We start from the raw sequence: 22,926 nt of genomic DNA, 5'->3' as shown, positions 1-22,926 counted from the left end.
GAGTTGCGTTCGCTCACGTCAGTGGTTGGCCTTGAGTCGGGTCCAGCGGCGGTTGAGGTCGCGGATCTGGCGATCGCTGCGCTGGTTGGGGACGAACAGCCGCGCCTTGACCTCGGCCGGCGGGTAGATGCCCGGGTCGTCGCGCAGCGCGGCGTCGACCAGCGGCGTGGCCGCGAGGTTGGGGTTGGCATAGTAGACGTAATCGGAGACCGCGGCGATCACCGCCGGTTGCAGCAGGTGGGCGATGAAGGCGTGCGCGGCCTCGGGGTTGGGTGCATCGCGCGGGATCGCCATCACGTCGGTCCACATCGCCGCACCCTCGCGGGGGATGCGATAGATCACCTCGACGCCCTTGTCGGCCTCGGCGGCGCGTTCCTGGGCCTGCAGTACGTCACCCGAGTAGCCGTGGGCGAGGCACAGGTCGCCGTTGGCCAGATCGCTGATGTACTGCGAGGAGTGGAAGTAACGGATATAGGGATGGATCGCCTTGATCAGCTCGGCGGCGGCGTCGAGGTCGGCACGCTCGAGGCTGTTGGGATCCTTGCCGAGATAGGCCAGCGCGGCGGAGAAGACCTCGGTCGGGTCGTCGAGCAGGGCGATGCCACAGCCGGCGAGCTTGGCGGCGATCTGCGGGTCGAAGACCAACGCCCAGGTGTCGAGCGGGACCTGGTCGCCGAGGATCTCGCGGACCTTACCACGATTGATCCCGAGTCCCGAGGTCCCCCACATATAGGGGACGAGGTGGGCGTTGTCGGGGTCGATCTCGGCGAGACTGGCCATGATCGTCGGGTCGAGTCGTTCCAGCCCGGGCAGCTGCGACTTGTCGAGCGGCAGGTAGAGTTCGGCACGGATGTGACGCGCGGCGAAGGGGCGCGCGGTCGGGAAGATCAGGTCGTAGCCGCTGCTGCCGGCGAGCAGCTTGGCCTCGAGGATCTCGTTGGCGTCGTAGAGATCGAGCACCGGGCGGATGCCGGTGCCGGCCTCGAAGGTCTCGAGGGTGTCCTCGGCGAAGTAGTCGTTCCAATTGTAGAGATGGACCTGCTCCTCGGCGTGGCCGAGGGGCGCGACGGCCCAGAGCGACAGCGACAGGATGAGGTTGGCGAGCTTACGCACGTGCGCGGTCCCCATGAATGGTGAGAAGGTTGATGGATGCGGTGATGATGGCGGTCTTCGAGCGCGCAATCCTACTGCATTCGTGGGCCTGCCCGCATTACCCGAGTGGCGAAAGGTGGCGCGGCGGGTCAGGGCGGTGAGGCCGTATCATGCACCGCGATAGACGACATCAATGGAGGGGCGGTTGACAACGCACGATGAGCAGGTTGAAGAGCAGCGGTTTCGCATCGGCTCGGTCTCGCAGTTGACAGGGGTGCCGGCCGAGACGTTGCGGGTCTGGGAGCGGCGTTACGCGGTGGCCAATCCGGCACGTTCACGCTCTGGGGTGAGGCTCTACAGTACCGCCGATGTCGCCCGCTTGACGCTGATCAAGCGGTTGGTCGATCGTGGCGACGCCATCGGCAGTGTGGCGCATCTCGACCTCGGGCAGTTGCGCGAGCGCTTGCATCAGACCGGCTTGCTCGAACCGGTCCCGGTGGCTCATCCGCCCTGCCGGCTGATGGTCATCGGTGCGGCCCTCGGCGAGCGGCTGCGGCTCGAGGGTGGACTGCCCGAGGAGGTGGTGCTCGAGCGCGCCTTCGAGAGCACCATGGCCTTCCTCGCCGAGCCCTTGGCCGCCTGTCCGGACGTGTTGGTGGTCGAGCAGCCGACCCTGCACCTCGATCAGCTCGACGACCTGCAACGGCTGCGTGCCCACGCCGGTGGCGCGCGCACCCTGGTCGTCTACGTCTTCTCCAACGGCGCTACCCTCAACCGGCTCGAGGCGTTGGGGATGACGGCCAGGCGGGCGCCGGTGTCGACCGCGGAGCTGGCGCGCAGCTGTCTGTCGCTGCAGCTCGGCGCGGGGCTGCAGGCCAGCCTTGATCCCGAGCTCGAACGTGATCCGCCGCCGCGGCGCTATTCCGATGCCGAGCTGATCGAGATCGCCGCCGCCTCGCGCACCCGCTGCGAGTGTCCGCGCCACCTCGTCGACCTGATCCTGGCGCTGGCGGCCTTCGAGCGCTATGGTGCCGAGTGCGAGAGCCGCAGCAGCGAGAACGTGCTGCTGCACGCCTCGCTCTACCGCTCGACGGCGCGCGCGCGCGCGATCCTTGAGGACGCACTGGCACGCACGCTGTCGCTGCTCGCCAGGGGTGGCTGTGATTGCGATAAGGACTGATCTGCGGCGTCGTTGCGGTTAAACTGGATCGCTTGGGCGTTGCCTGGCCTGTGGCCTCGCGCCCTTGGCGGCGCATCTTTTTCGATCGTCGCGCTTGCGGGACGATGCCTCGTTCCCCGCCCGCGCCCGGCTCTCTCCGGGCGCCCGCTGTCAACCACTGGACCGTCTCGGACTCTAGCTATGATTTCGCTCCTGGACTATGGCGCCGGCAATGTCCGCAGCCTGCGCAATGCCATTCACGCCCTCGGCTTCTCGGTCACCGAGATCGAGCGCCCCGAGGATATCCTCAAGGCCGAACGCCTCATCTTCCCCGGTGTCGGCGCCTTCGGCGCGGCCATGGAGCGATTGCACCGACTCGGCTATGTCGAGCCGCTGCGCGAGTATCTGGCCGCCGGTCGCCCTTATCTGGGTATCTGTATCGGTTTGCAGACGCTGTTCGAGGGGAGTGAGGAGTCCCCTGGGGTTGCCGGTCTGGGGTTGATCCCGGGGCAGGTGCGCCGCTTCGATGACAGCGAGCTGGCGGTGCCGCACATGGGGTGGAACGACGTGCGTGTCGAGCGTGATTCGCCGCTGTTCGCCGACTATGCCGGCGAGAAGCTCTATTTCGTCCACTCCTACCGCGCCGAGCAGACCGCCGAGAATGCCGATTGGGTGCTGGCGAGCACCGATTACGGGTGCCCCTTCATCAGTGCGGTGCAGCGCGGTCAGGTCGGCGCGGTGCAGTTCCACCCTGAGAAGAGCGGGGCGGCCGGGCTGCGGCTGTTGCGCCGTTTCCTCGCCGGTGATGCCGTCTCCGCCACCCCGGCGCGGCGTGGTGCGGCGGCGGCGCCGACACATCTGGCGCGGCGCATCATCGCCTGTCTCGACGTGCGCGCCAACGACGCCGGTGACCTGGTGGTGACCAAGGGCGATCAGTACGATGTCCGTGAGTCGGGCGCGGTACGCAACCTCGGCAAGCCGGTGGAGCTGGCCGCGCGCTATTACGAGGAGGGGGCCGACGAGGTGACCTTCCTCAACATCACCGGCTTTCGTGACTTCCCGCTCGCCGATCAGCCGATGCTCGAGGTGCTCGAGCGGGCCTCGGAGCGGGTGTTCGTGCCGCTGACCATCGGCGGCGGCATCCGCGCCTTCACCGATGGCGAGGGGACCCACTACTCGGCGCTCGATGTCGCCGATCGTTATTTCCGCGCCGGGGCCGACAAGGTCTCGATCGGCTCCGAGGCGGTGCACATCGTCGAACAGGTCCTGGCGCGTGGTGGCGAGGGCGATGGCTCCAGCGCCATCGAGCAGATCGCCGAGGTCTACGGCAACCAGGCGGTGGTGGTCTCGATCGATCCGCGGCGGATCTATGTCGAACGCCCCGAGGACACCCGCCACCACACCGTCGAGACCGCCGAGCCCGGCCCTGACGGCGAGCGTTACTGCTGGTTCCAGTGCACCGTCAAGGGCGGGCGCGAGGGACGCGATATCGACGCCGTGGAGCTGGCGCGGGTGTGTGAGCGTCTCGGTGCCGGCGAGATCTTGCTCAACTCGATCGATCGTGATGGTACCGGTGCCGGATTCGACCTCGAGCTGGTCGGTGCGGTACGCTCGGCGGTTCGCATCCCCGTTATCGCCTCCAGCGGCGCCGGTTGTGTCGAGCACTTCGCCGAGGTGTTCGAGCGGACCGGGGTCGAGGCCGCGCTCGCCGCGGGTGTCTTCCATCGTCGCGAGGTCCCGATCGAGGCGGTTAAAGGCTATCTGCGTGAACGCGCGATCGAGACCCGATTGCGTTGATGTAATACACGGTGCGCGTGATATCGGCGTTGTCGCCAATGCGCGCGCATCGTGATGGGCCGTGCTCGATTAGCGGCTTTTACGGGAGTGAGAATCGATCCCTGAAAAAGATCGCTTGCTTTACCTAATACTTACGATTTATATAATTACGAAAGTCAATAGATCATAATTTCGTAAACTCCCACAGGTTTCTCTGGCCGTGGCAACGCTCCGCTCTCTGGCACGGCCCCTGGTCTGTTGGCCAGGCAGCGTGATCGTCGCGCACGTCGGCGCATCCCGGGCGCCGAGTTTTCCAGACCGCCTTTCGCCGGAATCTCAAGTAGTAATATGGCAACCATCCTGACCGCAGTAGGATTCATGGCCGCGCTCGGCCTCATGCTCGCCCTGATGTTGGTGGTGGCGAACAGAAGTCTCTACGTCTACGAAGATCCCCGTATCGATCAGGTCGAGGACCTGCTCCCCAAGGCCAATTGCGGTGCCTGTGGTGAAGCCGGCTGTCGCACCTTCGCCGAGTTGCTCGTCAAGGGCGAGGTCGACCCCGGTAAGTGCACGGTCAATGCCAAGGCCACCAATCAGCTCATCGCCGATTTCCTCGGCGTCTCGCTGGGCAATACCGAGAAGCGGGTCGCGCGCTTGGCCTGTGCTGGTGGTGCCCATGTGGCCTACATCCGTGCCTCCTACGGCGGCATCTCCTCGTGTCGCGCCGCCGCCCTGGTCAATGGCGGCGGCAAGGGCTGCTCCTGGGGGTGTCTGGGGATGGGGGACTGCGTGGAGGTGTGTCAATTCGGCGCGCTCTCGCTCGACGAGCACGGTCTGCCGGTGGTCGATGAGGACAAGTGCACCGCCTGTGGTGACTGCGTGACCGTCTGCCCCAAGGACCTGTTCAGCATCCAGCCGGTCAGCCACCGGCTGTGGGTCGCCTGCAAGAGCCTGGATGCCGGTGACGAGGTCGAGCACCACTGCGCGGTCGCCTGCACCGCCTGTGGGCGCTGCGTGCAGGACTCGCCCGAGGGGTTGATCGAGATCCGCGACAACCTCGCCGTGGTCGATTACACCAAGAACGCCCTCGCCTCCAAGGTGGCGATCGAGCGCTGTCCCACCGGCGCCATTGTCTGGCTCGAGTCCGATGGCAGCGTCACCAAGGGTCGCGATGCCCGCAAGGTCGTTCGCAAGGCGCCGCTACCGATGGCCTGACGAGGATCTCCCTGGCCCATACCGTATCGTCCGTGCCGGGCGATCGGTGCCTCGCCTCCAGATCAAGGCCGCTCGACTCGGAGCGCAAGAATTCTGATCCAAACCCGCTTTGCGCCTAGGCGTCTCGACGCCGGCGTCTCGGTGGTTCAACAATAGAGAAGGCCCATGTTCGGAAAGAAAGACGATAAGCAGTACAAGTATCCTGGCACCCGTATGGCGATGGACGGCAATGCTGCCGTAATCATGTGCGAGCGCGAGGCATCCGATGCCGCTGGTGCCTATCCGATCACCCCCTCGACCCAGATGGGCGAATTCTGGGCCGAAGAGGTCGCCAAGGGGCATCTCAATGTCTCCGGGCAGCCGCTGATCTTCGTCGAGCCCGAGTCCGAGCACGCCGCCGCTGCGGTCACCGCCGGCATGTCGATGAGCGGCCTGCGCGCGGTCAACTTCTCCTCGGCCCAGGGCGTGGCCTTCATGCATGAGTCGCTGTATGCGGCCGTCGGCAAGCGCCTGCCCTATGTGCTCAACATCGGTTCGCGCGCCATCACCAAGGCCAGTCTCAACGTGCACTGCGCGCACGATGACTATCACTGCATCGACGACACCGGCTTCTTCCAGGTCTTTGCCAAGAACGCCCAGGAGGCCGCCGACCTCAACCTGATCGCGCGCAAGGTCGCTGAGCTGAGCCTGACCCCGGCGGCCGTCGGTCAGGACGGCTTCCTCACCACCCACCTGATCGAGCCGCTGCAGGTCCCCGAGCGCGCCCTGGTCGAGGAGTTCTGTGGTCGCCCCGACGATATCATCGAGTCGCCGACCCCGGCCCAGCGCCTCGCCTACGGCCCCACCCGCCGGCGCGTGCCGCTGGTGTGGGACGTCGACAACCCGGTCGCCTCGGGCACGGTGCAGAACCAGGACGCCTACATGCAGGCAGTGGCGGCGCAGCGCCCCTACTTCTTCGATCACATCGCCGAGATCACCGACCAGTGCATGGATGAGTTCTTCGAACTCACCGGTCGGCGTTATCACCGCGCCATGGGTTACCGCCTCGAGGACGCCGATTACGTGCTCCTCGGTCAGGGCAGCATGGTCACCCAGGCTGCGGCCGTGGCCGACTATCTGCGCGAGACCCGCGGGGTCAAGGTCGGGGTGATCAACCTCACCATGTTCCGGCCCTTCCCGGGCGAGCTGATCGCGGCCATGGTCGCCGGCAAGAAGGGCGTGGCAGTGCTCGAGCGCACCGACCAGCCGCTCGCCGAGGACCTGCCGATCATGCGCGAGGTGCGCGCGGCGCTGGCCAAGTCCCTCGAGAACGGCATGGTCGAGAAGGGCGAGGCGGCGCCTTACCCGGATTATCCGAGCTACGGCCGTGGCGAGATGCCGCGTCTCTACTCCGGCTGCTACGGCCTCGGCTCGCGCGACCTGCAGCCCGAGGGGCTGATCGCCGCGGTCGAGAACATGGTGCCGGGTGGGGCCCAGCGCAAGTTCTTCTATCTCTCGGTCGACTTCGTGCGCGAGCCGGTCGATCCCAAGGACGAGATCCGCATCCAGGGCCTCAAGGACGCCTACCCGAACATCGGCGAGCTGGCGCTGCGCGGCAGCGAGAACCCCAACCTGCTGCCCAAGGGTGCGGTGACGGTGCGCATGCACTCGGTCGGTGGCTGGGGTGCGGTGACCACCGGCAAGAACCTCGCCATGACCCTCTACGAGCTGCTCGGCTACGACATCCGCGCCAACCCCAAGTACGGCTCGGAGAAGAAGGGTCAGCCGACCACCTACTTCCTCTCGGCCGCGCCCGAACCGATCCGGCTCAACTGTGAATACACCTACGTCGACGTGGTGCTCAGCCCCGACCCGAATGTGTTCACCCACTCCAACCCGCTCGCCGGTCTCGACCGCAAGGGCAGCTTCATCATCCAGTCGAGCCTGGAGGATCCCGAGCAGGTGTGGGCCAGCTTCCCGGCGGCGGCGCGCAAGTTCATCGTCGACAACGAGATCCGCGTCTTCTTCATCGACGGCTTCAAGATCGCCCGCGAGGAGGCCTCCAACCCCGAGCTGCAGTTCCGCATGCAGGGTAATGCCTTCCAAGGCGCCTTCTTCGCCGCCTCGCCGTTGATGGAGCGCTCCGGGCTCGACGAGGCCGGGTTGTTCGCGGCCATCGAGGAGCAGCTGCGCGCCAAGTTCGGCGCCAAGGGCGAGCGTGTGGTGCAGGACAACCTGCGCATCGTGCGGCGTGGTTTCGACGAGATCGTCGAGATCGTCGACAAGCCGCTGGTCGCCGGCCAGCTGATGCCGCGTCAGGAGCCGTCGCTGCCGGTGATGCTCAAGGTCATGCCCGAGGGCGAGGGCGGCATCAGCGATGTCCACCGCTTCTGGGAGCAGACCGGCGCCTTCTATGCCAGCGGTCATGGCGACGACAACCTCGCCGATCCGCAGATGGCGCTGTCGCTGATGCCGGCGGCCAGCGGCGTCTACCGCGACATGACCCAGATCCGCTTCGAGTACCCGAAATTCATCCCCGAGAACTGTACCGCCTGCGGCAACTGCATCACGGTGTGTCCCGACAGTGCGCTGCCGGGGCTGGTCAACAGCGTCTCCGACATCTTCTCGGCGGCGATCCTGCGCGTCGAGCGCAGCATGCCCACCCAGCACCTGCGCCGCGAGTGCCGTAACGTCGAGAAGCGCCTGCGCGCGCTGATCAACATCAACGGCGAGACGGCCGATCTGCGTCAGCTGATCGACCAGGCGATCCTCGAGGTGCTCGCTGAGTTCTCCGGCGAGGAGGCGCAGAAGGCCGCGCTGGAACAGGAGTTCGGGCTGCTGATGCAGGCGCTTGGTGACTACCAGTTCGCCGTCACCAAGCCCTACTGGAGCAACCGCGAGAAGCAGCAGAAGGGCAGCGGCGGGTTGTTCAGCATCACCGTCAACCCCTACACCTGTAAGGGCTGCATGGAGTGCATCGACGTCTGTAACGACGGCGCCCTGGTCGCCGAGCCGCAGACCGACGAGAGCATCCGGCAGATGCAGGCGCGCTGGGACATGTGGCTCGATCTGCCGACCACCGACCCGGACTTCATCCGCATCGATGACCTCGACGACAAGGTCGGCGCGCTCGAGACCCTGTTGCTCGATAAGACCAACTATCTGTCGATGGTCTCGGGCGACGGCTCGTGCATGGGCTGCGGCGAGAAGACCGCGCTGCACCTGTTCACCTCGACCGTCACCGCGCTGATGCAGCCGCGGGTCAAGCGTCATCTCGCCGAACTCGACGACCTCATCAACCGCCTCGAGACCCATGTCCGGCTCAAGCTCGCCGAGAGCATGGACCTCACCAACACCGCCGCCATCACCAAGGCGCTCGACGAGCACAAGGACAGCGACCTGACCCTCAGCGGCCTGACCTCCGAGCTCGATCAGGGCAACGGCGCGCGTCCGGTCGACCCGGAGTGGCTGAAGTGGGCCACCGGCCTGCTCGACAAGCTGCGTCATCTCAAGGGGCAGTACACCGGCAACCAGCCGCGTGCGAGCATGGGTATCGTCAACGCCACCGGCTGTAGCTCGGTGTGGGGCGCGACCTTCCCCTACAGCCCCTATCCCTTCCCCTGGGCCAATCACCTGTTCCAGGACTCGCCGTCGATGGCGCTGGGCCTGTTCGAGGGCCACATGCGCAAGATGGGCGAGGGCTTCAAGGCCATCCGCCAGGCACGCATGGAACTCGAGGGGCGCTACAACCCGGCCGACCCGGCCTGCGACCTGACCTACTTCGGCTGGAAGGACTTCAGCGACGAGGAATGGCTGCTGTGTCCGCCGGTGGTCGCCGTCGGCGGTGACGGGGCGATGTACGACATCGGCTTCCAGAACCTCTCACGCGCGCTGATGTCCGGCCACCCGGTCAAGATCATGGTGCTCGACACCCAGGTCTACTCCAACACCGGTGGTCAGGCCTGTACCTCGGGCTTCATCGGCCAGGTCGCGGACATGAGCCCCTACGGCAAGGCGTGGAAGGGCAAGACCGAGATCCGTAAGGAGATGGGCCTGATCGGCATGGCGCATCGCACCAGCTTCGTGCTCAACAGCTCGGCCTCGCACCTCACCCATCTGCTCGAGGGCTATATCGACGGTCTGAACTCGCGCCACCCGGCCCTGTTCAACGTCTACACCAGCTGTCAGCCCGAGCACGGCATCGGCGACGACATGTCCAACCGACAGGGGCGCATGGCCGTCGAGTCGCGCGCCTACCCGCTGTTCCGCTACGACCCGGATGCCGGCTCGACCTTCGAGGAATGCTGCTCGATTGAGGGTAACCCGCAGCTCGAGCGCGACTGGATCAGCTGGAGCATCGACTACACCAACGAGGACGGCGAGCCGGCCAGCCTCGAGGTGCCGCTGACCTTCGCCGACTTCGCGCTCACCGAGGGTCGCTTCCGCAAGCACTTCCGCAAGGCCCCGCCGGAGACCTGGAACGACTCCATGGTGCCGCTGGCCGAGTTCCTCGAACTCGACGAGGACGATCGCGAGGGCCGCTTCCCCTACATCTGGGGCGTCGACGGCAAGAACCGGCTGATGCGCGTGCTGGTCTCGCAGGAGCTGGTGCTCAGCTGTGAGGAACGTCAGCAGTTCTGGGCGCAGCTGCGCGGGCTCTGTGGCGAGCTCAACCGCATTGACCTCGATCGGGTGCGCAACGAGGCCAAGGCCGACATGGCGCAGAAGCTCACCGCCAACCTGCTGGCGATGGCCGGCGGCGAGGGCGGCGGCATCGGCGCGCTGATCGGCAACGGCAATGGCAACGGTGCCAACGGGCACGGCGTCAATGGCGCCAACGGTCATGGTGTCAACGGTGCCAATGGCGCCAACGGCAGCAGCGACTGGGAGCCGGTGTGGATCGAGACCCCGGAGTGCACCGGCTGTGACGAGTGCGTGAAGATCAATCCCGCGATCTTCCGCTACAACGCCGAGCACAAGGCCGAGATCGTCGACCCCAAGGCCGGCCCGTTCAAGGACATCGTCAAGGCCGCCGAGAAGTGCACCGCTGCGTGCATCCACCCCGGCACCCCCTGGAACCCGTCCGAGCCCGGCGTCGATAAGCTGGTCAAGCGCGCCGAGAAGTTCCAGTAACCCGGCCGCCCCTGGCCGCCCGGCGCCTCGGCGCCGGGTCATGCTAGAGGAGAGTGCGCGCGGCGCCGCGTCAGGCGGCGCGCGCCCCCGTTCGCCAGACACCCGTCGTGGTGTCGATCACACAGCAGTACTGACGCATGGCTCTATTCAGCATCTTTCCGCGCCGCAAGACCTTCGATCACGGGATCTATCCCGTCGAACACAAGGAACTGACGGCGGACAAGCCGATCCGGCGCCTGCCGTTCGCCCCAGAGCTGGTGATCCCGCTGGAGCAGCACAAGGGTAAGCCGGCCATCCCCACCGTGCGGGTTGGTCAGGAGGTGGTGCGTGGCGAGCCGATCGCCGAGGCCGATGGTCATGTCTCGGTGCCGATGCACGCGCCCGCTACCGGGGTGATCAGCGATATCGCCTTGGCCCCGACCGCCGCCGGCCCCAAGGCCCTGGCGATCTATCTCAAGGTCTATCAGGCCGCGAGTCAGCGGGTGTTGTTCGGCCTCGAACGTGATCTCGCGACCCTGTCGCGCGAGGCGCTCGTGGCCGCTGTCCAGCAGGCCGGCCTGGTCGGGCTCGGTGGCGCCGCCTTCCCCAGCCACGTCAAGCTCATGCCGCCCGCCGGGCGGACGATCGAGACGGTGTTGGTCAATGGTTGCGAGTGCGAGCCCTATCTCACCTGCGACCACCGCATCATGCTCGAGCAGACCGAGTCGTTGGTGCGTGGCATCGAGCTGGTGCTGCGCGCCACCGGCGCCGAGCGCGCCATCATCGGCGTCGAGGACAACAAGCTCGATGCCGTCGAGCATCTGCGTCGTCAGCTCCCGGCGCATCTGCCGATCACCGCCGAGGCGGTGCGGACCAAGTACCCGCAGGGGGCCGAGCGCATGCTCATCACCAGCCTGACCGGGCGCGAGGTGCCGATCGGTGGGCTGCCGGCCGATGTCGGCGTGGCCGTCTACAACGTCGGCACCCTGGCGCAGATGGGTGAGCTGTTGCCCAAGGGGCAGGGGTTGATCGAGCGGGTGGTCACGGTCAGCGGCCCTGGGGTCGAGCGTCCCGGTAACTTCATGGTGCCGGTCGGCACCCCGGTGCGCTTCCTGCTCGAGCAGGTCGGGCTCAAGGACAGCTACGGCGAGGTGATCCTCGGTGGGCCGATGATGGGCATGGCGGTGGCCTCGCTCGACGTGGCGGTGACCAAGGCCGTCTCCGGGGTGGTGGTGCTCGAACGCGAGGACCTCGACCTGGCCGAGCGCAAGGTCTACCCCTGCATCAAGTGTGGTGCCTGTGTCGAGGCCTGCCCGATCTCGCTCAACCCCTCGGTACTGGGCGAGCTGGCGCAGGTGCGCGAGTATGCGGCGATGGCCGAGCACTATCACCTCGATCAGTGCTTCGAGTGCGGTTGCTGTGCCTATGTGTGTCCGTCGAACATCCCGCTGACCCAGTACTTCCGCATCGCCAAGGCGATCAACCGAGAGGACAAGTAGCAGGGGCGGGCGTCATGACCGTCTCCCGGCCGGTGGCATGCGGGCCTGGGGACGGCGACTGGCGCCGCCCCGTGCCCCAGGACCTCCGTCGCCCCGGTCTCGGTCGGGTGTGCGCGGACCTCAGGATATTCCGGCGCTGCGGCGCCGTTGCGGTTTCGAGAATCTATGGCTAAAGGCATCGAAATAAGAACGTCGCCACACCTCAAGAAGGTGTTGACGGTCGACCAGATCATGCGCTCGGTGGTGCTCGCGCTGCTGCCGGTGAGCGCCTTCGCCGTCTATCAGTTCGGTCTCAGCGTACTGCTGTTGCTCATCACCACCACGGTGGTCGCGGTGGCCACCGAGTGGCTGTTTGCGCGCCTCTCGGGGCGGGGCAACACGGTTGCCGACTGGTCGGCAGTGATCACCGGGTTGCTGCTCGGCCTCACCCTGCCGCCGGGCTTCCCGCTGTGGATGGCCGCGGTCGCCGCCTTCGTCGGTATCGCCCTCGGTAAGGCGCTGTTCGGCGGGCTCGGCTACAACGTGATGAACCCGGCGCTGGTCGGGCGCGCCTTCGTGCAGGCCGCCTTCCCGGTGGCGATCACCACCTGGACCCCGGCCTTCGCCCCGGAGCGCTTCTCCGAGCTGATCCCCTCGACCCTGACCCTGCCGTTCATGCAACCGGTGCCGATCGACGACTGGGTCGCCGGGCTCGGGCTCGATGCCTGGAGCGGGGCGACGCCGCTGGCGCTGCAGAAGTTCCAGCAGATCGAGCTGCCGCTCGGCGAGGTGTTCTCCGGCACCATCGCCGGTTCCGCGGGTGAGACCTCGGCGATCCTGATCCTGGTCTGCGGGCTGTGGCTGGCGTGGCGGCGGATGCTCGACTGGCGCATCCCGGTGGCGGTGATGGCCGGCGCTGCGCTCACCGCGCTGCCGTTCTGGCTGCTCGACCCTGCGCTCTATCCCTCGCCCTGGTTCGTGCTCTGCTCGGGCGGGTTGATGCTCGGCGCCTGGTTCATGGCCAGCGACATGGTCGCCTCACCGGTGACCGCGCGCGGGGCCATCATCTACGGCCTGTTCATCGGCGTGCTGACGGTGATCATCCGGCTCTTCGGCGGTCTGGTCGAGGGGGTGATGTACGCCATCCTGCTGGCCAATGCCCTCGGTCCGCTGATCTCGGGCTGGACCCAGCCGCGCGTCTACGGCGCCGGCTCGCGGCCCAAGGCATGAAGCGCCGGTCCCAACCTCTATCGGGCATTGACTCATGACGATCGAACAACAGATCCAAACCCCGGCCCCGAGCACCCCGGCCTGGGCGATGCTGCGCACCCTCGGCGGCATCGCCATGCTCTCCGGGTTGCTGGTGGTGCTGGTCTATCAGCTCACCCTGCCGATCATCGCCGAGAACCAGCGGGTGATGACCGAGAAGGCGGTGTTCCACGTCCTCGACGGCGCGGTGGCCAAGCGCGACTTCGTGCTCACCGCCGAGGACGCGCTGGTGCCGGCCGGTGAGGGCGCCGAGGGCGTCCATCTCTATGCCGGCTACGATGATGACGGCGCGCTGGTGGGCGTGGCCTTCCCGGGCGCCGCGCGCGGCTATCAGGACGTCATCCAGTTCCTCTTCGGTTACGACCCCGCCTGTCAGTGCGTGATCGGCAGCAAGGTGCTGAAGTCGACCGAGACCCCGGGGCTCGGCGACAAGATCTCCACCGACGCCGAGTACCTGAAGAACTTCGAGGCACTCGATGCACGGCTCGACGCCACCGGGACGGCGCTCGCCAACCCCATCGTCCCGGTCAAGCACGGCACCAAGACCCAGCCCTGGCAGGTCGATGCCATCTCCGGCGCGACCATCTCCTCCAACGCCATGGCGCGTGCGGTCAACGACGCCGCCCAGCGGGTGGCGCCGGTGGTGCAGCGCGAGCTGGCGCTCCTCTCCGAACCGAACCGTAGCGAGGGCCGATGAATGGCTGAATTGCCCAACCAACAAGAGAGCCTGTCGCTCGACACCTTCGTGCGCGGGCTGTGGGAAGAGAACCCGGTGTTCGTGATGCTGCTGGGCATGTGTCCGGTGCTGGCGGTGACCAACACCACGGTCAACGCCATCGCTATGGGCCTGGCCACCACCTTCGTGCTGGTGTGCTCGAGCCTGCTGGTGTCGCTGCTGCGCAACTGGATCCCCAAACAGGTGCGCATCGCCAGCTATATCGTCATCATCGCCACCTTCGTCACCGTCGTCGACTACGCCATCCAGGCCATCAGCCTCGAGCTCTATGCCGCGCTCGGCGCCTTCATCCAGCTGATCGTGGCCAACTGCGTGATCCTCGGTCGCGCCGAGGCCTATGCCTCCAAGCAACGGCTGCACACCACCCTGGTCAACAGCCTCGGCATGGGCGCGGGCTTCACCCTGGCGCTGCTCAGCCTCGGCACGGTGCGCGAGGTCCTCGGTAATGGCACCATCCTCGGCATCCCGCTGTTCGGCGCCGACTTCCAGCCCTGGGTGGTGATGATCCTGCCCCCGGGCGGTTTCTTCGTGCTCGGTGCCTGGCTGTTGCTGTTCAACTGGCTGCGGTTGCGTAAGGAACGCCGACTGCAGGCCGCTGCCGCGGAGAGCGCATATGCACGCTGAACCCCTGTCGCTGATCTTCCTCAATGCCGCGGTCGTCAACAACTTCGTGCTGGCGCTGTTTCTCGGTATCTGTCCCTTCCTCGGCGTCTCGGCGAAGAAGGAGACGGCTTGGAACATGGGGCTGGCGACCATGTTCGTGATGCTGGTGAGCTCGGCTGCGGCCTATGGCATCAACTGGGTGCTCGGCGAGCTGCAGCTCGAGTTCCTGCGCCTGATCTGCTACATCGCGGTGATCGCCTCGGCGGTGCAGCTGGTGGAGATGTTCGTCAAGCGCTTCAGCCCGGCGCTGTTTCGCTCGCTCGGTATCTTCCTGCCGCTGATCACCACCAACTGTGCGATCCTCGGTCTGGCGCTGTTCCAGACCGCCAAGGAGTACGACTTCGTGCAGAGCCTGGTCTATGCCGTCGGCGCCGGGGTCGGCTTCACCCTGGCGCTGATGCTGATGGCCGGGCTGCGCGAGAAGCTCGCCCTGGCGCGAGTGCCCCGGGTCAGCGAGGGCGCGGCGATGAGCCTGATGCTCGCCGGGCTGCTCTCGCTCGCCTTCATGGGTTTCGCCGGGTTGGGTGGCAGTCATGGCTAGGCTGCTGCTGGTCCCGGTGATCATCTTCGTCGTGCTCGCCGGCTGGGTGGGGGTGCAGCAGTTGTACGCGCGCTTTGCGCGGCGTCATCCGCAACTCGGTCCCTTCCGTCCCGAGGGTGGTGGCTGCTCCTGTGGCAGCGGTCACTGCGAGGTCGAGGTGGCCGTGCCCGGTCCCGCGCACGGCGCATGCAACGCCGATCGTTCCTGATCGGCGTCCCTCTCGCGGCCCCGCGCGGGGCCGCAAGACAGCGTTTTAAGGAGCTGACATGAGTGAACCACAGGCCGCTGGCGGCCCGCAGACCGAGGCCCTGATCAAGGCCTCGCGGCGCATCACCCCGGAGGACACCGAGGAGGTCCGTCACCTCACCCTCGAGGTGCTCGATCCGGCCTTCCAGTTCGTCGAGGGGCAGAGTATCGGCGTGCTGGTGCCGGGGCCGCATCCCTTCGGCAACGCCGTGCACCTGCGGCGCTACTCGATCGCCAACGCCCGGCCGATGCCGCTCGACGAGGGGGTGGTGATCGAGCTGCTGGTGCGCCGCTGCTTCTATCTCGACGAGGTCAGCGGCGAGCGCTATCCGGGCATCGCCTCGAACTATCTGTGCGACGCCCAGCCCGGCGACAAGATCACCATCACCGGCCCTTATCCGAGCCCCTTCCGGATGCCGCTCGACAACCGGGCCAACCTGCTGATGATCGGTACCGGTACCGGGATTGCACCCTTCCGTGCCTTCGCCCAGCACATCTATGAGCGGCGCGGTGACTGGAACGGCCAGGTGCGGCTGTTCTACGGCGGTCGTACCGGGCTCGACCTGATGTATGCCAACGACGAGACCTCGGATCTCGCCAACTACTACGACGAGAAGACCTTCAAGGCCTTCCGTGCGCTCGGTACCCGACCGCTGATGCGCTCCTCCGAGGCGTTGGCCCAGGGGCTCGAGGCGCATGCCGAGGAGACCCTGCGGTTGATGCGAGAGCCCAGCACCCAGGTGTTCATCTCCGGTCTGCGCAAGACCGCCGAGGCGTTCAACCGGGTGATGGCCGAGCAGGCCGGCGGCGAGCAGGCGTGGGAGACGCTCAAGCAGTCGCTGATCGAGGATCAGCGCTGGTCCGAGTTGTTTTACGACTGAGGCCCGTCGTGGTCGGGGCGGGAGGCCCCGGCCGGCGACAGGCTTGAATCCGACCGCCGCGCTTGTCAGGCTGGCGGTCGGACCCTGCTGCTCCATGTCGTCACCCGGCCAAGGAGGCCGACGTCATGTCCCTTGCCCCGCCCCGTTCGTCTCCGTTCCAGCCCGGTGTGCTGTTGCGCCGTCTGCTGGCGCTGCTGTTGTTGGCCGCGCTGATCCCCCTGTTGCTGCGCTTCCCGGTGCTCGTGCCCTGGTTGGTGCTCGGCCTGGTGCTCTATCTGGTGCTGCTGCAGCGCGATCCCGACGCCTGGCTGGTGGTGGTGCCGGCGGCGCTGCCGCTGCTCCAACTCGCGCCCTGGAGCGGCTGGCTGTTCGTCGATGCCTTCGACGCCCTGCTGCTCTGCACCCTTGCCGCCGGGCTGTGGCATGGCGGCCATGCGGGCCAGCCACGTCCGACCCCGGGGGGCTGGCTGGTGTTGGCGTTGTTGGCGCTGCTCGCCGCGATCGGCTGTTGGCGCGGACTCGGTGGTGGCTGGCCGCAGCTCGATGCCAATGCCCTGGTCTCCTATTACAGCCCGCTCAACGCCCTGCGTCTGACCAAGGGGCTGGTCTGGGCGCTGTTGCTCTATCCGCTGTGGTTGGCGGCCCGCGGGCGCGATGCGGCGGGTGCCGAGCGGCGCTTCGTCGTCGGGGTGCTGATCGGGCTGCTCGGGGTCGCGTTGGTGGTGCTGTGGGAACGCGGGGTGTTGCATCAGCTGATCTTCTTTGAGGGCCCCTATGCACTGCTCGGGACCCTGCTCGATTTCTCCACCGCCTACCGTGTCACCGCGCTCTTTGCCGATATGCATGTCGGCGGTAGCGCCATCGACGGCTATCTCAGCCTCACCTGGCCCCTGGCGCTGCTGGCGCTGCTCGCGGCGCGTACCCGTTGGCAGGGCGCGCTGGCGGCCCTCGTCCTGCTCGGGACCTGTTATGCGATGGTGGTGACCTTCTCGCGCGGGGTCTATCTCGGTTTCCTGGTGGTGGTGGTCGCGGCCCTGCTGCTCGGCTATTGGCGTCAGCGTCGGGTGTTGCCGCATGGGGTGGCGCTGCGCACCCTGGTGGCGCTGGGTGGTGCGGCGGCGATGGCGCTGTGGTCGTTCCGCTCCGGGGGGATGCTGGCGATGACCTGCGCGCTCCTCGCCCTGGTGGTGGCCGCGCTGCCCGGTTGGCTGGCCGCGCTGGGGCGCGGGTCGCGATCGCTGCACGGGGTGGCGCTGGTCCTGGTCGCTGCGCTGGCCGGACTTGCGGCGCACGGGGCGGCGACCAGCAAGTGGACCAGTCTGCCGTTACCGCTGGCGATGACAATCGTCGCCAGCGGCGTGGTGTTGCTGGCGGCGATCGGTTGGCGACTCGAGCGCGACTGGGGCGGGCGGCTGGCGCTACGTCAGCGCGTCGTGGTGGTGATGCTGTGGTGCGTGATCCTCGGGGTCTTCATCCCCGCGCTCTTCGGTACGCGGATGGAGGCACGCTTCGCCGCCGCCGGCAGCGACCTGCAGGCGCGGCTGACGCACTGGCAGCAGGCGCTGGCGCTGGTGCCGTCGGACTGGTCGAACCGGTTGCTCGGGCTCGGCGCCGGGCGCTTCCCAGAACGCTATCTGTGGACGCGCAGCGAGCCCCAGGCGTTCGGCACCCTGGGCATTGCCACGGTCGCGGGCAATCGCTATCTGCGCCTCTCCGGGGCACGGGGGATGCGTCTCGGGCAGCGTGTGGCGCTACACCCGAACCGCGCCTACCGGTTGCGCCTGGCGGTACGCACCGCCGCCCCCGAGCTCAAACTGCAGCTGCGGCTGTGTCATCGTCAGCTGATCGCGCCGAGCGAGTGGAACCCACGTTGCGTCACCTTCTCCCCGGTGGTGACCGATACCGGCGGGGGCTGGCGGCCGCTGGAGTTCGTCTTCGACAGCGCCAACCTCGGCTCCTTCGAACAGGCGCTGCGCGCGCCGCTGTTGCTGACCCTTGCCAATCGCCGCGAGTACCGCCTGCTCGAGCAGCCGCAGACCCTGGTTGATATCGACAACGTCTCGTTGCAGCCACTCGAGGGGGGGCGCGAGCTGGTCCGTAACGGCGATTTCGGGCAAGGGATCGATCACTGGTTGAGCTATTCCGACTTCGACCACCAGCGTTGGCATACCGACAACCTCTGGGTCCATCTGCTGGTCGAGCGAGGCGTGTTCGGGCTGGGGGTGTTGCTGCTGCTCCTGCTCGTGGCCAGCCGTGGTCTGTTGAGCGCTCGTCTCACCTCGCCGGGGTTCGGTATCAGTGTCTGGCTGGCGTTGCTCGGCTTCCTCGCAGTGGGGACCTTCGGGACCCTGCTCGATGCGCCGCGGGTGGCATTGTTGTTCTACCTGCTGGCGTTGATGGGGCTGCCGGTGGCGACGCGGCGTCGACGTGACGTGCTCGAACGCGGTTGATCACGCTTGCCTTGGCAGGAGGCTAGCCTCTACCCTAATCGGCTGAGTCCCATTTCGATGAGTCGCACGGGTCATGTCGATCGCCACGGAATACTTCGCCTTCCATCGGCAATTGCAGGAGCACGGGGTGGTGTTCTCCTTCGCCGGCTATCTCTCCGAGGGCATCCTGTTCTCGCTCGGCGAGGCACTCAAGCAGAAGATGAGCCTCGAGGAGGCCGACTCGCGGGTGATCAAGCGCGTGTTCTCGGTCTTCGTCGAACAGGTGCAGAATATCATTCGCTACTCGGCCGATCGCGTCGAAGGCGATCTCGGTCGCCCGGTCGAGCTCAGCTCCGGGATGGTGGTCGTCGGCCGCGAACAGGGTCGTTTCTTCGTCGTCTGTGGCAACATGGTGCGACGTGACGAGGCCACCGAGTTGCAGCGTCGGCTCGAGCGGTTGGCGTCGATGGATAAGGACTCACTCAAGTCCTATTACCGCGAGCGGTTACGCGCGCCGGTGGAGGACGATAGTCGGGGGGGCAATATCGGTCTGATCGAGATCGCACGTCGTTCGACCGATCCCATCGAGTTCGGCTTCGTCGAGGTCGCCGGGGATCGCTCCTTCTTTTGCCTCAAGGCCTATATCTGAGTGAAGGATGGAGACGTTGGAGACGCTGTACCGCGCACCGACCGAACGCTCGCCACTGCTTGAGTTCGATTTCACCAATCGCCGCCTGCGCATCGAGGGCGAGTCCTACCCGGAGGATGCCGCGGCCTTCTACGGCCCGGTGATCCAGGCGCTCGAGACCTTTCTCGCCGCCGCCGTTGCCGCCCCTGACGCGACGGTGCGATTCGAGCTGCGGATGAGCTACTTCAACAGCAGTAGCGCCAAGGCCCTGATGAACATCTTCCAGCGTCTCGAGGCGGCTGCCGCCACCGGGGTCGGGGTGCACATCCGCTGGCACTACCATGTCGAGGACGACACCATGCAAGAGTTCGGCGAGGACTTCAGCGAGGACTTCGCGCACGCCGTCTTCGAACTCTGTGAGTTCGACGACGACTGAGCGGTGGCGACGATGAGCTCGGATGCCGACGAGGAATTCTCGCTCTACGCCCATGAGCAAGCGGTGATCCGCCGTGCCGAGGAGATGCTCGAACAGCTCGACGAGGTCGCCGCGGGGGTGCGTCAGCTCGCCCGCGCCTATCAGGACGGTTATCACGAGTCGCGGCGCATGGTGCGGATCAGCGATCGCATGCAGCTCGATCTGCACGATGCCAATCGCACCCTGTCGCTGCAGACACGTGAACTCAACGCCCTCAACGCCGCCCTGCTCAAGGAGATCGAGCGACGCGAGCAGCTCGAGCAGGAGCTGCGCCGGATCGCCTCGGTCGACGAGCTGACCGGGTTGCACACCCGTCGCCACCTCCTCGAACTCGGCGAGCACGAACTCAAGCGCATGGGTCGTCATGGGCGTGGGCTGTCGGTCCTGCTGCTCGATCTCGATCACTTCAAGCGCGTCAACGACGCCCATGGTCACGCCGCCGGTGACCGCGTGCTCGAACACTTCGGGACCCTGTTTCGCAGCGCGTTGCGCGAGGACGACATCCCCGGGCGTTTCGGTGGCGAGGAGTTCATGGCGGTGCTCCCCGAGACTGCTCTGGCGGCCGCCACCGAGATCGCCGAGCGATTGCGTGGGCGCGTGGCCGATGCCGAGACTGCGTGGAAGGGCGAGCCGTTACGCGTCACCATCAGCATCGGGGTCGCCGAGGCGGTGCCCGGCGAGGCCTTGGAGCGGGTGATCGCGCGGGCCGATCATGCCCTCTATGTGGCCAAGCGCAACGGCCGTAACCGTGTCGAGCAGGCGGCCACCGAGCCCCCCCCGGCGACCGGGCAGGAGTCGCCATGAGTCGCGCGTTGCGTCTTCGCTCGGCGGCACTGCTGCTGGGGCTCTGCATTGGTCTGGCTCAGGCCGCCGAGGAGCGCTATGTGATCGGTGTCGAGAACATCGACTATCTGCCGCACTATGCCGCGCACACCGGGCGCTTCGAGGGCTTTGCCCGCGAGCTGTTCGACGCCTTTGCCGCCGCGGCCGGGATCGAGTTCGAGTACAAGCCGTTGCCGGTGCCGCGGATGGTCGTCAGCCTGTTGCGTGGCGAGGTCGATTTCCTCTATCCCGACGACCCGAGTTGGCGCACCGAGGCACGCAACGGCCAATCGTTCCACTACAGCGCCCCGGTGGCCTCTTACATCGACGGTACCCTGGTACGGCCCGAGTCCCTGGGGCAGGGGATCGAGCGGGTGCGGCGACTCGGTATCGTCGTCGGCTTCACCCCCTATGCCTGGTGCGAGCGGCTGCAGACCGGGGCACCGCTGTTGCGTGAGAACGCCGGTTTCGCGGCACTGCTCGACCAACTCCACAGTGGCCGGATCGATGCCGCCTACGCCAACGTTGCCGTCGCCGCCGAGCGGGCGCGCCAGTCGTTCGGGCGTGCCGATGCACTGGTCTTCGATCCGGAGTTGCCGCAGGTGCGGGGTGATTACCGCCTCTCCACCCGCGCGCATCCCGCGTTGCTGGCGCGCTTCGATCGTTGGCTGGCGCGTGAGGTGGAGCAGGTGGCGGCGCTCAAGCGCCGTCATGGTGTCGATACGGTCACGGGCCACGGGGAGGGACGGTGAGCCAGGAGTCGTCATCCTCCTCGTCGTCCGGTATCGAGATCCCGTTCTGGCGTGGGCTGACCTTCCGTCAGGCGGGCATCACCCTGATGGTGGTGCTGTTGTTGGGGTTGGTGGTCGGGGCGCTCGAACTCTTTCTCGACTGGCGTGGGATGCGCGCCGATGTCGAGCGCGACTTGCGCGCGACCCTGACCCTGGTCGAGGGCTCGGCCTCCGAGGCGCTCTATCAGCTCCACCCCGAACTCGGGCGTCAGCTCGTCGACGGTCTCTTCGCCTCGACCTCGGTGCGTCGCGCCGAGCTGCGTGACAACTTCGGCCGGGTGCTGGCCGAACGGGTGCGCGAGCCAGCCGCCAGCGAGCTGGCCCTGGCCTGGTCGTGGTTGTTCGCCGATGTCACCCAGATACACCTGGTGCTCGACTACGGCTTCGCCGGGGCCAGGCCCGAGCCGGTCGGCACGCTCGAGATCGAGCTCTCGGCGGCGGTGTTGACGCAGCGCTTCCTCGACCAGGCGGTGCGCGATGCGTTGTTCGGTCTGGCGCGCGCGCTGGTGATCTCGGCGCTGGTCGCGTTGCTCTTCTATCTGATGATCACCCGCCCGCTGGTGCGCCTGGCCGGGGCCATCGCGGCGGTCGATCCGGCACGACCGGGAGGCTGGTCGCCGCCGCGTCTGCGTCACCATCGCGGGGACGAGTTCGGGCTGTTGCGCGCGCGCCTCGGGCACCTGTTCGCCGCCTCGCAGCGGGGGCTCGACCAGCGCGACCGGGCCCAGACCGAGTTGACCGCGCTCACCCATGAACTCGAGCAGCGCGTCCAGGCCCGTACCGCCGAACTCGAACGCCAACGCGACGCCCTTGAGCAGGCCTTCGGCGAACTCGATCGGGCCCACCGGGAACTGGCCAAGGCCAACCGTATGGTGGTCGAGAGCATCCAGTACGCGCGGCGCATCCAGACGGCGATGTTGCCCGACAAGGGCGCTCTCGGTGACGGGGTGCGCGAGATCCAGGTGTGCTGGGAGCCGCTGCACCTGGTCGGCGGCGACTGGTTCTGGCTGGAGCGGCTCGACGACGAGCGTTATCTGATCCTGATCGCCGACTGTACCGGGCACGGCGTGCCCGGCGCCTTCATCACCCTGGTACTGGCCTCGGCGATGACCGACATTCTGCGCGGTCACGCTGCCGCCGATCCGGCGAGCATCCTGCACGCGATCGATCGGGTGGTGCGGGCGCGGTTGCGTCAGGATCACCCCGAGGCCGAGTCCGACGACGGCCTGGACGCGGCGGTGGTGATCTGGGAGCCGGCACGTGCCGAGCTGAGCTTCGCCGGGGCCGGTATCCCGCTGTTGTGCATGGACCCTGCCGGGCAGGTCGAGACGGTGCGCGGGGCGCGGGCGCATCTCGGTTATCGCAGCCTGCCGTCGCCTGGCGAGATCCCGGTGCACCGTCTCGCCGTGGAGCCGGGGGCGCGCTTCTATCTGCTCACCGATGGGATCTCCGATCACATGGGCGGCCAGCCACGGCGTCTGCTCGGGCGTCGGCGTCTGGCGCAGTGGCTCGAGCGTCACGCCGAACTCGGTCTGGCCGAGCAGCTCGCCGCCGTCGAGCAGCTGCTCGAGGACTATCGTGGCGACGAGCCCAGGCGCGACGACATGACCCTGATCGGCTTCCAGCCGCGCTGA

The 22,926-nt window shown here is 67.0% G+C and carries 18 protein-coding genes; 17 read left to right on the top strand and 1 reads right to left on the bottom strand.

The features are described 5' to 3' along the window. Positions 1-18: 18 nt before the first annotated feature. Entirely contained in the window at positions 19-1,128 is a 1,110-nt protein-coding gene (locus HF203_RS12610; protein WP_168670245.1) for a polyamine ABC transporter substrate-binding protein, read from the bottom strand. A 169-nt stretch (positions 1,129-1,297) separates the two neighbouring features. Between HF203_RS12610 and HF203_RS12605 the strand changes: the two genes are divergently transcribed. The 17 genes from HF203_RS12605 to HF203_RS12525 all read left to right on the top strand — a co-directional run bounded on the left by HF203_RS12605 (position 1,298) and on the right by HF203_RS12525 (position 22,926). Further along, positions 1,298-2,272, top strand: coding sequence for a MerR family transcriptional regulator (locus HF203_RS12605; protein WP_246221770.1), 975 nt, complete (start codon positions 1,298-1,300; stop codon positions 2,270-2,272). A 180-nt stretch (positions 2,273-2,452) separates the two neighbouring features. Beyond that, positions 2,453-4,048 (top strand): imidazole glycerol phosphate synthase subunit HisF, encoded by a 1,596-nt coding sequence (gene hisF, locus HF203_RS12600; RefSeq protein ID WP_168670241.1) that lies wholly within the window; start codon positions 2,453-2,455, stop codon positions 4,046-4,048. 327 nt (positions 4,049-4,375) lie between these two features. Beyond that, positions 4,376-5,242, top strand: coding sequence for an RnfABCDGE type electron transport complex subunit B (locus HF203_RS12595; protein ID WP_168670239.1), 867 nt, complete (start codon positions 4,376-4,378; stop codon positions 5,240-5,242). 165 nt (positions 5,243-5,407) lie between these two features. Next, on the top strand, positions 5,408-10,354 hold the full coding sequence (locus HF203_RS12590) for a 2-oxoacid:acceptor oxidoreductase family protein (protein ID WP_168670237.1): 4,947 nt from the start codon (positions 5,408-5,410) through the stop codon (positions 10,352-10,354). Positions 10,355-10,491: 137 nt separating this feature from the next. Then, complete coding sequence (gene rsxC, locus HF203_RS12585) at positions 10,492-11,832, top strand: electron transport complex subunit RsxC (protein ID WP_168670235.1); 1,341 nt, start codon at positions 10,492-10,494, stop codon at positions 11,830-11,832. A gap of 165 nt (positions 11,833-11,997) precedes the next feature. Then, positions 11,998-13,041, top strand: coding sequence for an RnfABCDGE type electron transport complex subunit D (locus HF203_RS12580; protein WP_168670233.1), 1,044 nt, complete (start codon positions 11,998-12,000; stop codon positions 13,039-13,041). 34 nt (positions 13,042-13,075) lie between these two features. Next, on the top strand, positions 13,076-13,777 hold the full coding sequence (locus HF203_RS12575; protein ID WP_168670231.1) for an RnfABCDGE type electron transport complex subunit G: 702 nt from the start codon (positions 13,076-13,078) through the stop codon (positions 13,775-13,777). After that, on the top strand, positions 13,778-14,440 hold the full coding sequence (gene rsxE, locus HF203_RS12570; protein ID WP_210424768.1) for an electron transport complex subunit RsxE: 663 nt from the start codon (positions 13,778-13,780) through the stop codon (positions 14,438-14,440). Then, complete coding sequence (locus HF203_RS12565) at positions 14,430-15,020, top strand: electron transport complex protein RnfA (RefSeq protein WP_168670229.1); 591 nt, start codon at positions 14,430-14,432, stop codon at positions 15,018-15,020. Before rsxE ends, HF203_RS12565 begins: the two co-directional genes overlap by 11 nt. After that, positions 15,013-15,228 carry a hypothetical protein gene (locus HF203_RS12560; RefSeq protein ID WP_168670227.1) on the top strand — a complete coding sequence of 72 codons (216 nt, stop codon included), beginning with the start codon at positions 15,013-15,015 and terminating at the stop codon, positions 15,226-15,228. Before HF203_RS12565 ends, HF203_RS12560 begins: the two co-directional genes overlap by 8 nt. A 58-nt stretch (positions 15,229-15,286) precedes the next feature. After that, positions 15,287-16,147: a ferredoxin reductase domain-containing protein gene (locus HF203_RS12555; protein WP_168670225.1), complete on the top strand. Its 861-nt coding sequence runs from the start codon at positions 15,287-15,289 to the stop codon at positions 16,145-16,147. A gap of 125 nt (positions 16,148-16,272) precedes the next feature. Beyond that, entirely contained in the window at positions 16,273-18,597 is a 2,325-nt protein-coding gene (locus HF203_RS12550; RefSeq protein WP_168670223.1) for a hypothetical protein, read from the top strand. Between the two features lie 73 nt (positions 18,598-18,670). After that, positions 18,671-19,225: a SiaB family protein kinase gene (locus tag HF203_RS12545; protein WP_168670221.1), complete on the top strand. Its 555-nt coding sequence runs from the start codon at positions 18,671-18,673 to the stop codon at positions 19,223-19,225. Between the two features lie 7 nt (positions 19,226-19,232). Then, complete coding sequence (locus HF203_RS12540; protein ID WP_168670219.1) at positions 19,233-19,640, top strand: DUF1987 domain-containing protein; 408 nt, start codon at positions 19,233-19,235, stop codon at positions 19,638-19,640. Positions 19,641-19,652: 12 nt separating this feature from the next. Further along, positions 19,653-20,483 (top strand): GGDEF domain-containing protein, encoded by an 831-nt coding sequence (locus tag HF203_RS12535; RefSeq protein WP_168670217.1) that lies wholly within the window; start codon positions 19,653-19,655, stop codon positions 20,481-20,483. Beyond that, on the top strand, positions 20,480-21,253 hold the full coding sequence (locus tag HF203_RS12530; protein WP_168670216.1) for a substrate-binding periplasmic protein: 774 nt from the start codon (positions 20,480-20,482) through the stop codon (positions 21,251-21,253). Before HF203_RS12535 ends, HF203_RS12530 begins: the two co-directional genes overlap by 4 nt. Beyond that, positions 21,250-22,926, top strand: coding sequence for a PP2C family protein-serine/threonine phosphatase (locus HF203_RS12525; RefSeq protein WP_343043919.1), 1,677 nt, complete (start codon positions 21,250-21,252; stop codon positions 22,924-22,926). Before HF203_RS12530 ends, HF203_RS12525 begins: the two co-directional genes overlap by 4 nt.

It is taken from the genome of Marichromatium bheemlicum, from assembly GCF_012276755.1.
In the GTDB taxonomy this organism is placed as follows: domain Bacteria; phylum Pseudomonadota; class Gammaproteobacteria; order Chromatiales; family Chromatiaceae; genus Marichromatium; species Marichromatium bheemlicum.
This window is presented reverse-complemented; position numbering and strand designations above follow the sequence as displayed.

Coding starts and splice junctions, on each gene's coding strand:
- HF203_RS12565 (WP_168670229.1), top strand. CDS start 14,430: ATGCACGCTGAACCCCTGTCGCTGATCTTCCTCAATGCCGCGGTCGTC.
- HF203_RS12540 (WP_168670219.1), top strand. CDS start 19,233: ATGGAGACGTTGGAGACGCTGTACCGCGCACCGACCGAACGCTCGCCA.
- HF203_RS12550 (WP_168670223.1), top strand. CDS start 16,273: ATGTCCCTTGCCCCGCCCCGTTCGTCTCCGTTCCAGCCCGGTGTGCTG.
- hisF (WP_168670241.1), top strand. CDS start 2,453: ATGATTTCGCTCCTGGACTATGGCGCCGGCAATGTCCGCAGCCTGCGC.
- HF203_RS12610 (WP_168670245.1), bottom strand. CDS start 1,128: ATGGGGACCGCGCACGTGCGTAAGCTCGCCAACCTCATCCTGTCGCTG.
- HF203_RS12535 (WP_168670217.1), top strand. CDS start 19,653: ATGAGCTCGGATGCCGACGAGGAATTCTCGCTCTACGCCCATGAGCAA.
- rsxE (WP_210424768.1), top strand. CDS start 13,778: ATGGCTGAATTGCCCAACCAACAAGAGAGCCTGTCGCTCGACACCTTC.
- HF203_RS12575 (WP_168670231.1), top strand. CDS start 13,076: ATGACGATCGAACAACAGATCCAAACCCCGGCCCCGAGCACCCCGGCC.
- HF203_RS12590 (WP_168670237.1), top strand. CDS start 5,408: ATGTTCGGAAAGAAAGACGATAAGCAGTACAAGTATCCTGGCACCCGT.
- HF203_RS12555 (WP_168670225.1), top strand. CDS start 15,287: ATGAGTGAACCACAGGCCGCTGGCGGCCCGCAGACCGAGGCCCTGATC.
- HF203_RS12560 (WP_168670227.1), top strand. CDS start 15,013: ATGGCTAGGCTGCTGCTGGTCCCGGTGATCATCTTCGTCGTGCTCGCC.
- rsxC (WP_168670235.1), top strand. CDS start 10,492: ATGGCTCTATTCAGCATCTTTCCGCGCCGCAAGACCTTCGATCACGGG.
- HF203_RS12595 (WP_168670239.1), top strand. CDS start 4,376: ATGGCAACCATCCTGACCGCAGTAGGATTCATGGCCGCGCTCGGCCTC.
- HF203_RS12580 (WP_168670233.1), top strand. CDS start 11,998: ATGGCTAAAGGCATCGAAATAAGAACGTCGCCACACCTCAAGAAGGTG.
- HF203_RS12530 (WP_168670216.1), top strand. CDS start 20,480: ATGAGTCGCGCGTTGCGTCTTCGCTCGGCGGCACTGCTGCTGGGGCTC.
- HF203_RS12545 (WP_168670221.1), top strand. CDS start 18,671: ATGTCGATCGCCACGGAATACTTCGCCTTCCATCGGCAATTGCAGGAG.